Annotated in this window: 11 protein-coding genes; 2 read left to right on the plus strand and 9 right to left on the minus strand. The window is 64.4% G+C overall.

What is annotated here, in order from left to right; all coding sequences use genetic code 11:
- Positions 1-274: 274 nt before the first annotated feature.
- From R4I43_RS03495 to R4I43_RS03535, 9 genes are all read right to left on the minus strand, one after another.
- A complete protein-coding gene (locus tag R4I43_RS03495; RefSeq protein WP_324264035.1) occupies positions 275-910 on the minus strand; it encodes a NeuD/PglB/VioB family sugar acetyltransferase in 636 nt (211 codons plus the stop codon).
- 58 nt (positions 911-968) lie between these two features.
- Positions 969-2,273: a lipopolysaccharide biosynthesis protein gene (locus tag R4I43_RS03500; RefSeq protein ID WP_324264036.1), complete on the minus strand. Its 1,305-nt coding sequence runs from the start codon at positions 2,271-2,273 to the stop codon at positions 969-971.
- A gap of 135 nt (positions 2,274-2,408) precedes the next feature.
- Entirely contained in the window at positions 2,409-3,737 is a 1,329-nt protein-coding gene (locus R4I43_RS03505) for a nucleotide sugar dehydrogenase (RefSeq protein WP_324264037.1), read from the minus strand.
- A complete protein-coding gene (locus R4I43_RS03510; protein ID WP_324264297.1) occupies positions 3,734-4,723 on the minus strand; it encodes a Gfo/Idh/MocA family protein in 990 nt (329 codons plus the stop codon). The genes R4I43_RS03505 and R4I43_RS03510 overlap by 4 nt, the downstream gene beginning before the upstream one ends.
- 2 nt (positions 4,724-4,725) lie before the next feature.
- The gene (locus R4I43_RS03515) at positions 4,726-5,841 is read right to left on the minus strand and encodes a DegT/DnrJ/EryC1/StrS family aminotransferase (protein ID WP_324264038.1); all 1,116 of its coding nucleotides are present in this window, start codon (positions 5,839-5,841) and stop codon (positions 4,726-4,728) included.
- Positions 5,838-6,296, minus strand: a complete 459-nt coding sequence (locus R4I43_RS03520; protein ID WP_324264039.1) for an acyltransferase — start codon at positions 6,294-6,296, stop codon at positions 5,838-5,840. Before R4I43_RS03520 ends, R4I43_RS03515 begins: the two co-directional genes overlap by 4 nt.
- 161 nt (positions 6,297-6,457) lie before the next feature.
- Positions 6,458-7,198, minus strand: coding sequence for a sugar transferase (locus tag R4I43_RS03525; RefSeq protein WP_324264040.1), 741 nt, complete (start codon positions 7,196-7,198; stop codon positions 6,458-6,460).
- An 8-nt stretch (positions 7,199-7,206) separates the two neighbouring features.
- The gene (locus tag R4I43_RS03530; RefSeq protein WP_324264041.1) at positions 7,207-8,442 is read right to left on the minus strand and encodes a DegT/DnrJ/EryC1/StrS family aminotransferase; all 1,236 of its coding nucleotides are present in this window, start codon (positions 8,440-8,442) and stop codon (positions 7,207-7,209) included.
- Positions 8,443-8,455: 13 nt separating this feature from the next.
- Positions 8,456-9,634, minus strand: a complete 1,179-nt coding sequence (locus R4I43_RS03535; protein ID WP_324264042.1) for a polysaccharide biosynthesis protein — start codon at positions 9,632-9,634, stop codon at positions 8,456-8,458.
- A gap of 250 nt (positions 9,635-9,884) precedes the next feature.
- Between R4I43_RS03535 and R4I43_RS03540 the strand changes: the two genes are divergently transcribed.
- Positions 9,885-11,363 (plus strand): polysaccharide biosynthesis tyrosine autokinase, encoded by a 1,479-nt coding sequence (locus R4I43_RS03540; protein WP_324264043.1) that lies wholly within the window; start codon positions 9,885-9,887, stop codon positions 11,361-11,363.
- 119 nt (positions 11,364-11,482) lie between these two features.
- The gene (locus tag R4I43_RS34255) at positions 11,483-12,088 is read left to right on the plus strand and encodes an arsenate reductase/protein-tyrosine-phosphatase family protein (RefSeq protein WP_407691194.1); all 606 of its coding nucleotides are present in this window, start codon (positions 11,483-11,485) and stop codon (positions 12,086-12,088) included.
- Positions 12,089-12,222: the final 134 nt, after the last annotated feature.

Genomic DNA, 12,222 nt, shown 5'->3' on the forward strand with positions numbered 1-12,222 from the left:
CAGCCAGCCAAGGACTTCGTTTATCCGACCCCAGGTGGTCAACCGGTCGCGCGGTCTCCGAGGGTCTGGTAGCGATGTGCATGGTCAACAGGTCTCCAAGCCTCAGGCCGAGGCCAGCCAGGAACGGGTTTGACAGTGTTGTGATGAGCTTCGATCACCGAGTCAGGCCCTGTGGGAAAGGCCCTAGCATTCTGCGGGGACGCGCTATCCCATGGGGGAAGATACGGCTGGGCAGAGCTAAGGACCGGTAGGCAAGGACCACCGGCCATTCATTTCACCGGGTCGTAGTAGGTCGGGCAGGAATTCCCACCAACACTCGATCGGCCGGTTGATTCTTGGTTACCACAGCTCCGGCGCCTACGAATGTTCCCGCCCCGACCACGAGTCCCGGCAGCACGCACGCATTGCTGCCGACAGTCACGTCTCGTTGCAGCGAAACGTTTCCGGCGATGTTCGCCCCGGGCAGGACGGTCACGTACTCCTGCAGCGCGGTGTCATGACCGACCGTCGCGTTGTACTGCACTTGGCTGTGCGGTCCCAGCCGGGTACCGGTCGAAACGAACGCGTTGGCCAGCACGATGCACCCGCTGCCGATGACAACATCGTGAGCCAGGGTGGCTCGGGGATGCACGACCGAAGTCGCCGTCAGCCCGCGTTGTTGCATGCGTTCCCCGAGTGTGTGACGCACGGCCGGGTCCCCGACCGCGACCACGTACTGTCCCCAGGTCACCACGTCAGGCCGCAGAACCCGCACGCCGTGGAGCTCGGCGTCGCGGAGGTGGTCATCGACCAACACCAGATCGTCAGGCTTGCGGCCCGAGGCGAACAACGCGTCGAGCGTTTCTCTGCCGAGCCCGCCAGCACCGACGATGTGAATGAGGCCTGCGCTGACTGCGCTCGGAGTGTTCATGGCAGTAGCCTTCTCTTTCTTGTGGATCCGGCCGATTTTCCGGAGGTCCGATGAGTTCTCATGCCGTCGCCACACCGTCGCGAGAACTCGCGCGGTCCGCGTCTCTAGCCGCACGCAGGCAGTAGACGTAGAGCATTCCGTAGCTGACGACGTAACTCGCTGACAGCACGGTAATCGCCGTCAGCACAGGTGTACCGAGAAGGAAGCAGACAGCCGGGCCTCCGGTAGTGAGGACGAGTCGGCTGAAGTCCCACCCCAGTTGCACGACCTGACGTTCCAGCAGGAGCAACGTCTGCGAGACCGGCGCGACCGCGAACTCGACGAGATACCCGATGCTGAGCAGCTGAGCGTAATGTCCGGCCTCAGACCATCCGTGGCCGAAGATGGCCGCGAAGAGCGACGGCGCGAACACCGCGAGCACGCCCGCTGGCAGGAGGCCGACGATCAGCAGTCGGCGCACCGTGTCCTGGACGGCACGACCTAGCTGCGCCGAACGTTCCCTGTTGGCGGCGCTGACCTCGCCAAGGTATACCTGCGCGACCGGTTGGCCGATGATGGCGGCCGGCGTTGCCAGGACCCGCACGGTCAGCGCGATCAAACCGACTGCCGCCTGACCGTAGCACATGCTGATCACCAGCAGCGGAGCCTGGGAGCCCGCCGTGTTCAGCAGTGCCGACCAGGACGAGACGAGCGGGAATCGCCGATACTGCACGAACACGCCTGTGACCTGCTTGGCCCTCGGGCGGCGCTGCCAAAGCAAACCGCCTGCGCCGAAACCGAGACCGCCGAACGCAGCGGCCCGCCCGGCCAGGAGTCCTAGCAGTAGTCCGATCGGCCGCCATTCGACAACTCCGCAAACGAGCTGGACTGCGACTTGACCGACGCCGAGGGTAACGTTGCGGCGTCCCAACTGCCCGTAGCGCTGTGCCCGCACCATCCACGCTGCCATGACCTGTCCTGCTCCGACGGCGAACACCGTGGGCGCCACCAACCACCACAAGGGTGCGAGCGCAGGCGCAGCAAGTGCCATCGAGATGAAGTCGCCCGCGACCATTCCCACCACCATCAGCAGCACAGTCCACGCCGCCGCGATGCCGAGAGCCGTCCACGCGACCGCGGCCGCGCGCACATCACTGCGTGGCAGCGGGATCGCAGCCTCCAGCCTCAGCGTGCACACCGCTCCGCACATCGTGACCACGGCGGTGAAAACAGCGAGCGCACCGAAATCAGACGGACTGAAGAGCCTGGTCAGCAGCGGTGCGCAGAGCACACCGACACCCTGCCCCAAGATACTGCCGCCCAAGACCTTCGCCAGCCCTGCCGTGACACGACGCTGCTTCGGTTTCAGCATCTCTTCAACCACAGATTTCCCTCATGATCTGCGAACACACGCCGCCGAGGTACAGCCGCAGCCAGAGACTCTGCAGAACTACGTCATCTTCCAATGGGAACGACACCACAGTGGATGGTCCTCTAGATCCGCGTTTCCGAGGCATCGTCACACACCAACCTCTGCATGCCCGGCGCTCCGCGCCGAATTCGCCCGGCCGAGCACCAGCAGATCAACCCCAGGCCACCGCGACGGATCTAGTACCCCGCGTCCATCCAGCACGATCCGCACACCAGGCAGATCAGCGGCCGACCAGGTCCGGTACTCGTCGTGGTCTGCCTGAACCACAGCGAAGTCGACCGTGTCTCCTGGACGGTAGGAGGCGAACCCCAGTTCCGCGAGCTCGTCAGGCGTGTATAGCGGATCGTGCACCAGGGCTTCTGCACCGTGAGCGCGCAGCGAGGCCACGGCATCGAAGGCCCCCGAGAAGGTGGTCTCCCGGACCCCGCCCCGATACGCCGCCCCGAGAACCGCCACGCGGCGCCCGGCGAGTCCGTTGCCAGCCTGAGCCAGTAGTTCGAGGGCGCGCGCGGGCATGGCGCTGTTGGCGTCCCTCGCCGCGCGCACGACGGTCGCGTGCGGATCACCGTACAGGTAAAATTGCGGGTAGACTGGAATGCAATGTCCACCGACGGCGATGCCCGGACGGTGCAGGTGGCTGAAGGGCTGCGAATTGCACGCCTCGATCACGCGCGCAAGATCGACTCCGATTCGCTGAGCGTGCAGGGCGAACTGGTTGACCAGGCCGATGTTGACATCCCGGTAGGTGGTCTCCGCGAGCTTGGCGAACTCCGCTGCCTCCGCCGAACCGAGGTCCCACACGCCGTTCGGCCTGTCCAGGTCCGGCCGTTCGTCGAAGGACAGCAACTCTGAGTAGCACTCGACCGCATGCCGTCCACTGGGCTCGTCGATTCCGCCGACGAGCTTGGGGTAGCGCGCCAGATCCCTGAAGACCCGCCCCGAGTAGACGCGCTCCGGGCTGAACGCCAGGGAGAAATCCACACCGGGCTCCAGGCCGCTGCCTGATCGCAGCCGTGGCGCGATCCGTCGCCTGGTACAGCCCACCGGAAGCGTGGTCTCGTAGCTGACGAGTGTTCCGGGACGAAGCCCGCGCGCCAGCTCGCCAGTGGCGGCATCCAGGGCGGTGAAGTCCGGAGCGCCCTGGTCGTCGACGTACAACGGCACGACCACGACGACGAACTCGCTCGCGGCGACAGCGCCGGCGGTGTCGGTGGAAGGCTGCAGCGCACCGGATGAGACCACCCGACTGAGCCGGTCGGCCAGCTGGTCCTCACCGGGAAACGGAGGCCGACCCGCGGCAACAGCGTCCACCACGGCAGGCGCGATGTCCACGCCGTGCACCGCGTGCCCTCGTCCGGCGAACTGCACGGCCAGTGGCAACCCGATCTTGCCCAGGCCGATGATGGTGATGTTCATTTTTCCCCCACCTTGACCGTCGCGCCGGACTGAGCCGACAGCCGCATCGCTTCTGCCACTGAAACGGTGGCAAGTCCGTCCTGCAACGTCACGACTCGACCGTCCTCACCGCGAACAGCCGCTGCGAATGCAGCGAGCTCGGTGTGCAGTGGTTCGGGTTTCGGAATCGCAAACCGCGTCATGTTCCCTTCCGCGACGCCCCGGAACGCCGCCAAAGCTCCCCACTCAGCGGGTTGCGAACCGTTCTCGTAAAAAGTGAGATCGGCGGTGAGGGTGTCGGCAACAAGGCACCCGTGTTCCCCCGCAACCACCACGACCCGTTCCTTGAGCGGCGATAGCCAGTTCACCAAGTGGGTCACGACGGTCCCATCGACCAGCTCAGCGACGACGCTGACCAAGTCCTCGCTGGTCCGGCCGCTCTTATAGGCAACCCTTGCCGACACCGAGCCGTAGTCCGCGCCCAATACCCACGCAGTCAGGTCGATGTCGTGCGTAGCGAGGTCGAAGATCACACCAACGTCAGAGACTCGCGCCGGGAACGGCCCTTGTCTTCGAGTGAACACCTGGTAGATCTCACCCAACGCCTCGTCCGCCAGCCGCTGCCGCAAATTCTGCAGCGCGGGATTGAACCGCTCGATGTGCCCAACGCAGCCGAGCACGTCGTTACGCTCAAACGTCTCCACCAACGCGGCCGCCGACCGCTCGTCGTGCGCTAGCGGTTTCTCGATCAACGTCGGGACCCCGGCCTCTGCGAGCCGCGTCCCGAGTGCCTCGTGCGTCGCTGTGGGGGTCGCCAGCACGCACAGATCCGGCTTGCGCTCAAGCAACGCGTCAACATCTGCGAGGCACTCGACACCGTCGACCGCGTGGCAAGCGCGGTCGTCGGTGTCCACCACTGCGATGAGATCAACATCTGGGAGGGCGCGCAGAACCCGCATGTGGTTGCGACCCATCATGCCAAGCCCGATCAAACTGGCACGCAACACTGTCAATTCGGCACCGCCCTGCACACCGCCGCGACAACCGCGGAAAGGTCCGTTTCAGACAACAATGGATGCACCGGAAGTGAAAGCACGTCGCGCGAGGCCCGCTCCGCCATCGGCAGCCCGGGCGCCCGACCTCTGCAAAAGCGTCGGTACAGCGCCAGTTGGTGCAGCGCGTTCGGGTAGTGCACCGCTGAGCCCACGCCGGCCTCGTCGAGCTTGGCCGCGACCTCGTCCCGGCCCCGAACACGCACCGTGTACTGGTGCCACACCGGGTCCGCACCGTCTGCAACCTGCGGCAGTGAGACCGCAGAATCGATGCGGGCGGCCGCGAGCTCCATCGACAGCCGGGACGCGTTCTCTCGACGAATCGACGTCCACCTCGGCAATCGGCGCAACTGCACGCGACCGATGGCGGCGCCGATGTCGGTCATTCTCGCGTTGTAACCGACGAACTCGTGATCGTAGCGTCCCATCATTCCTTGATTGCGAAGCACTTTTACCCGCCGAGCGGTTGCCGTGTCCGCGCACACGACCAGGCCACCTTCTCCAGTGGTCATGTTCTTGGTCGGATAGAAGCTGAACGCCGCAGCTTCGCCGAAGGTACCGACCGGACGTGACCGCCACGCGGCCAGATGTGCCTGCGCGGCGTCCTCCAACACGGCCAGCCCGTGGCGGGCGGCTACCGCCATCAGCTGATCCATGTCCGCCGGATGACCGTAGAGGTGCACCGGGATCACGGCGGCAGTGCACGGGGTGATCGCGGCCTCCACAGCTCGCGGGTCTAGGCAGAAGTGCTTCGGGTCGATGTCCACGAACACCGGGGTGGCACCCGCCAGCACCACTGCGTTCGCAGTGCCTGCGAAGGTGAAACCGGGAAGGATCACCTCGTCGCCCCTGCCAATTCCCATCGCCATCAAGGCCAACAGCAACGCGCTCGTTCCTGAGTTCACGGCTACGCACGGCCTCCCGCTCACGTACTCCGAGAACTCCGCCTCGAAAGAGGCCACTTCGGCGCCCTGCGCCAACATGCCGCTCGCGAGTACCCGATCCACTTCAGACCGTTCTTCGGCTCCGATGATCGGTCTGGCGAGTGGAACTCGAGTGATCGTTCCGGTCACCTTTCCTCCTCCCTCAGAGTCCCGTCGACTTCGACAAAGCACGCGCCGGTCCGGGGACAGCGCCAGCGCCCCCTGCCGGCAGACTCCAGGCGAATTCCGGCTGGACCCACCCACCCGATGCGACGCGCGGGGTTGCCCACGACCAGGCCGAAATCAGGAACGTCGTTCACCACAACAGCACCGGCACCGATCAGGGCCCAGCGGCCGACGACCACCGGTGCGACGCAGACCGACTGGGCCCCCAGCGAGGCGCCCTCGCGCACCGTCACCCCGACGGGAACCCAGTCACCCTGCTCCAGGGGCCTTCCGCCCACATCGACAGCACGCGGATAGGTGTCATTGGTGAGAACCGCGGAAGGACCGACAAAAACGCCGTTGCCGAGCTCTGCCTGGCTATAGACAAGGGCATAGTTTTGGATCTTGACGTGGTCACCGATACGCACGCCGGTGTCCACGCAGGCTCCTCGGCCGAGCACACACCGACGGCCGATTTCGGCGTTCTCGCGTACCTGCGCCAGGTCCCACACGTGAGTACCAGCCCCGATGACCGCGCTTGTCGCCACGTCAGCCGAGGTGGACACCGCTGGACCGTCCACCTCGTCGCTCACCAAGTTCGTCATTTCGACGCCCCCGTTCGAAGTCGCTCGGTCGGTGTGTTCGTCCTCGCGATCCGCATTTCGCTGCCACTTTGGGTCGATGAGCGATCTTTATCTGGAGACGACAACGTCAGCCCTTCCTCGGTCATCTTGACTACTTCCGGTTGCGAGTTCCCCGCCTGCTGGGAGAGCTCATCGGCCTGCGGGGACCCGCTGTTGCCCGCGCTGTGGCCGACAACACCACGTGGGCGCACGAGCTGGGCGATCGTCAGAGCCACGATCCACAGGTCCAAACGCACCGAGCGGTTCTCGATGTACCAGAGATCGAGCTCGATGCGCTGTGCCCAGCTCAACGAGTTGCGGCCCTGCACCTGAGCCCAACCGGTGAGGCCGGGCAGCACGTCAAGCCTCCCCCGCTGCCTGATCGAGTAGCGCTCAACCTGTTCCGGCAACGTCGGCCGTGGGCCGATCAGTGACATGTCGCCACGGAGCACATTCCACAGCTGCGGCCACTCGTCCAAGCTGAACTGCCGCAAGAACCGCCCGACCGCCGTCTGCCGCTGCGCGTCTGACTGACCCCCGTCCGTGCACACGTGCATCGTGCGGAACTTGAGAATCTCGAACGAGTCGCCGTACTTGCCGGAACGAGTCTGGCGAAACATCACGGGCCCACCCATCGTGCACAGGATCACCAAGGCGATCACCAGGCACAACGGGACGATCACGAGTCCTGCGACCAGGACGGCCAAGACGTCGAGCATTCGCCTCATCACGCCTCCGCCCGTGTCGTTGAAGCGCGCAGGACGCGAGACGCCGCCTCCGCGATGTCAGCGACGTCCCCCGCCGAGAGCGTCGGATGCACCGGGAACATCAAGGACGTAGCCCCCAGTTCGGCAGCGATCGGCAGCTCGCCCGACGGACGCCCGGTCGCTGAGAAGGCCTTCTCCCGGTGGATTTCGGCACAACCACCGTGCCAGCACGGAATTCCTTCCGCGTTGATCGCCGCGACGACCCTGTCTCGGGACCACCCTTCACCGAAGTGAGCAGGTTCGACATGGGCGTAGAACTTGTAGTAGGCATGCGCGGTGCCCGCCGGCACCGTCGGCAGGCGGATCACCTCCAGCCCGTCTAGCGCGTCCCGCAACTGCCCGGCATGCGTGCGCCGGGCGTCGACCCATGCGTCGATCTTGCGCAGCTGGCTGCGTCCAATGGCCGCCTGCATCTCGGTCATGCGGGCATTGGTCCCGAAACTCTCGTGTAGCCAGCGAAAACCAGGAGCGTGCCTGCGGGAATGGACCGCTTCATAGCTCTTTCCGTGGTCTTTCAACTCCCAGCACCGCTGGTACAGGCGCTCTTGGTTGGTGGTGATCGCACCTCCCTCGCCCCCTGTGGTCATGATCTTGTCCTGACAGAAGGACCACACGGCTAGGTCACCGAACGTGCCAACCCGACGTCCCTTGACCTGGGCACCGTGCGCCTGCGCACAATCCTCAATGAGCCCGAGGCCACGGGATCGAACCAATGTCAGCAGCTCGTGAACATTCGCCGGAAAACCTGCCAGGTGCACGACCACTACCGCGGACGTGCGTTCGGTCAAGGCGGCTTCCACGGTCTCCGGTGTCAGGCACTGCGACTCTCGGTCCACGTCGACCACCACGGGTACTGCGCCGCAGGCAACCACCGCGCTGGCAGTGCCGATGAACGTCGCCGCCGGAACGATGACCTCGTCGCCGGCACAAACCCCCCAGGCTCGCAGCGCGATCTCCAGGGCGACCGTGCCGTTGGCCACAGCCACCGCGTGCGGAACGCACGCCCACTGCGCGAACTCCCCTTCGAAATGACGGCCCTGTTCCCCCGTCCAGTAATTGACACGACCGGATTTCAAGACGTGGTCAACGGCCGCACGATCCTCGCCGTCGAATGCGGGCCAGGCCGGAAGCGGCTCACGGCGCACCGGGGTGCCGCCATCCAAGGCCAGCATGTCCCCCTTGGTTTTGAGGTTCACGACCGTCCTCCCCTCACATCGGCTGTGTTACGCACGTTGCCAGCTCGGATAGCAGATTCATCAGCTCGTCTGGTGAACGAACGTCGGCCTCTCGGGGATCAGCCAACTCCAGTCCGGGCATGGTCACGTGTGCGATCGACGGCTGCAGCGGCCGAAAATCGCGCTCGCTGCCGTCGAAGAGTGCTTCGTGGAGTTTCTCCCCGGGCCGGAGTCCGGTGTAGACGACCTCGATCGGGCGGCCACTCCGTCGGATCAGACGTCGCGCGAGGTCGTCGATGCGCACCGGTTGGCCCATGTCCAGCACGAGTGCTTCACCGGGACCGCCGATGGCCGCCGCGTAGATCACGAGTTGCACTGCCTCCGACACGGTCATGAAGAACCGGGTGACGTCGGGGTGCGTCACTGTGACGGGGCCGCCGCTGGATATCTGGTCGAGAAACGCGCCCAAGACCGAACCTCTGCTGCCGAGCACGTTGCCGAACCGCACTGACACGTACGTCCCGTCCACCCGTTGTGCGACCTCGGCTGTGAGCCGCTCGGCGATACGCTTGGAGTAACCGAGGGCGCTGGTCGGGTTCGCGGCTTTGTCGGTGGAGATGTTGACGAACCTCTCAACACCAGTGTTCTCTGCTGCACGGAGAACGTTCTGCGTACCGATCACATTGGACTTCCAGGCCTCTCCCGGATACCGCTGCAGTATCGGAAGGTGTTTCAGTGCTGCGGCGTGAAACACCACTTGAGGACGACGTTCCGCGAAGATCTTCATGAGGTACTGTTGATCACGGATGTCGGCCAAGATTATTTCTGGCGAATCCAGCAACGCCCGTCCGTGCAAAGCGAGTTGAACGGTGTGCAGAGCCGACTCGTCCCGGTCCAACATCATCAATTCCCCCGGACCGAGTCGGGAAATGTGCCGGCATAGCTCCGATCCGATCGAGCCACCGGCACCCGTGACCAGAACTCGCTTCCCCACCAGTGTGTGAAGGACCTCGGCCATGTCGATGCGCACCGGGCTGCGGCCCAGCAGATCGACGAACTCCATGTCGGAACCAACCGCTGACGAATCCTGCTCGGGCGGCGGCTGATCCGCACGAACCTCCCACCGATCAAGAAGACCGGAAAGCGTGAGGGTTTCGTGAACAGTGGGCTCTGCGACCCCGCTCGATTCATTGCCATCGCTGCGCTGCCACACCCACGGGTGGTCACTTGTTCTTCTCATTTCGAATACCTCTCTGCAGACCGCATGGAGGAAGACCACGCCATGCCCAGATCGCCGCCTCGGCAGCGAGAAGACCCGCGCAAAGATCTAGCAGCCGCAGGTGGATCGTGCGCGGCCAGATGCCCGACGATCATTCCATCGGATGGCGATCTCGCGTGGTGCCGGGCTCCTGAATGGAGTTAACTTCGTCGGAGACGATCACTGAGATATGAGGAGAATTCACGTGTCTTTCAGCAGGTACCTGCAAATCGTGAGAGAGCGCTGGCGTCTTATCGTTGCCGGGTCACTTCTGGGGCTGCTCGTGGCGATGGCCGTCAGCTTCGGAATGCAGCCTCGCTACACGTCGCATGTCACGCTTTTCATCTCCGCGCGGGCCACCGACACGGCTGATGCATACCAGGGAAGTCTTCTGTCAGCTCAGAAGGTGCAGTCCTATGTGGCCCTGCTCAGCAGTGAACGACTGAGCGGGGAAGTAATTGAACGCACCCAGACGCATATGAAACCCGAAGAACTCTCTGAACGGATCACCGCTGTCGCCGAGCCCGACACAGTGCTCATCACGGCATCCGTCTTCGACCCCTCCCCACAGCAAGCGCAGCACCTCGCGGGAGCAGTCGGAGAACAGTTCACCAAACTGGTCACCGAGCTGGAACGGCCTGCAGATGGCAGCGCCCCGACCGTGATCGCGAAGATCGTCCAACCAGCGACGCTGCCCAACGAGCCCGTGGCCCCCACTCCACTGCGCTACTGCGCATTCGGTGTGCTGCTCGGAATGATCTGTGGATTGGCCGGCGCCTTCGCCCGCAACGCGCTTGACAACTCGATCAAGTCGGCCGCACAGCTGACTTCGCTGACCGAACTGCCCAACCTGGGCACCGTGGCGTATGCGTCGTCGGTCTCCAGCATGCCGCTGGTCGTGCACGAGGACCCACAGGCCCCGCGCGCGGAATCGTTCCGACAGATCCGGACGAACCTGCAGTACGTCGACATCGACCAACCCGCGTCGGTCATGCTGGTGACGAGCTCGGTGCCGGAGGAGGGAAAGAGCACAACGCTGTGCAACCTGGCGATCGCAGCCGCCCAAGCGGGAAACCGGGTCGCCGTGATCGAGGCCGACCTGCGCCGACCGCGCGCGGCAGACTACCTCGGTCTCGAAGGTGCGGTCGGGCTGACCAGCGTTCTCGTGGGACGGGTTTCGCTCGAGGATGCTCTGCAGCCGTGGGGTGAGATGTTCAGCGTGCTTGCCAGCGGGCCGGTTCCTCCCAACCCCAGTGAGCTCGTGGCGTCAAACCAGATGAAGACCCTCCTGAACTCGTTGCGGGACCAGTTCGACCTGGTACTCGTTGACGCTCCGCCACTCCTTCCGGTCACCGACGCCGCGGCACTGGCCGCGCACTGCGACGGCGCTCTGCTGGTCGTCCGGTACGGGAAGACCAGCCGCGACCTCGTCAAGTCCTCAATGGACATGCTCGCCGGGGTTGGTGCCAGGGTGTTCGGAACGATCTTGAACATGGCTCCCGCTCCCAATACCAACCGTTACCAGTACTACGGGACGGTGACACAACAGACTCCCCGGGCCGGGGCGAGCCGAAGCGACCAGCCGGTGCGGGCCGGCTCGCCGATCCCAGCTCACACATCGGATTCCGACAGAACCGACCAAGAAGTGATCAACCTCATCAGCAGCTCTAGCACGTACAAATGACCCGAGTGCGCGGAGGCTTGGGTGCGCTGATCTCAGCGCACCCACGCCACCCCGAAATCTCCAGCATGAAACGTGATCCTCAGCAAATTCACCGCATCCACGAACGGGATTCACCCATGATGGCTCCTGCGAAGACTCACGAACCGGGTCCGAAGTGCTTTTCGCTGCTGTTCGTGTGCACTGGGAACATTTGCCGGTCCCCGTTCGCCGAGCACCTCGCCCGGGCACTCGTCGCCGAACGCCTCGGGCCAGAGGATTGCCGGAAGATCACCACCACGAGCTCCGGTACACATGCGATCCAAGGTGCCGCTATGGACCCGCATGTTGAAGCGGATCTTCAAACAATGGGCCTGACCGGAGAGGGCTTTACGGCCAAGCAGCTGGACGACTCGCAACTACGGGAAGCCGATCTCGTTCTCACCGCCGAACTATCGCATCGTGCCGCTGTCGTTGAGCAATACCCGCCCGCACTCCGCACAACATTCAGTCTGCTGGAGTTCGCGCATCTTCTCACGTCGACAGATCTATCAAACCTACGGTTGCCGACTGATCCCGTCCAGCGAGCACGCGAACTCGTACGTATCGGACGGAGCCGACGGGGCACCGTACCTCCCGCGCCTCAGCGTGAGATCCCTGACCCGTTCGGCAAGGACCCGGAAACTCATCGCGTTGCGCTGGGCCTGATTACCGATGCCGTTCGGTCTACGATTTCTCGCCTTTGCTAGGCGGTTCCGCCTACCGCAACGTACTTGCATGTTGGTCGGTGCGAGTGCGGCGAGGCGTTAGGTACCTGTATCGCGTGGTGTTCCCAGTCGAGGGCAGGTAGATCCCGAACAAGGGGGACATGGCGCTCGAAGGA

This window comes from Saccharopolyspora mangrovi, from assembly GCF_035320975.1.
In the GTDB taxonomy this organism is placed as follows: Bacteria; Actinomycetota; Actinomycetes; order Mycobacteriales; family Pseudonocardiaceae; genus Saccharopolyspora; species Saccharopolyspora mangrovi.

Excerpts from the sequence above, each read along its gene's own strand:
- R4I43_RS34255 (WP_407691194.1), top strand. The coding sequence starts at position 11,483 with ATGGCTCCTGCGAAGACTCACGAACCGGGTCCGAAGTGCTTTTCGCTG.
- R4I43_RS03505 (WP_324264037.1), bottom strand. The coding sequence starts at position 3,737 with ATGAACATCACCATCATCGGCCTGGGCAAGATCGGGTTGCCACTGGCC.
- R4I43_RS03525 (WP_324264040.1), bottom strand. The coding sequence starts at position 7,198 with ATGCTCGACGTCTTGGCCGTCCTGGTCGCAGGACTCGTGATCGTCCCG.
- R4I43_RS03495 (WP_324264035.1), bottom strand. The coding sequence starts at position 910 with ATGAACACTCCGAGCGCAGTCAGCGCAGGCCTCATTCACATCGTCGGT.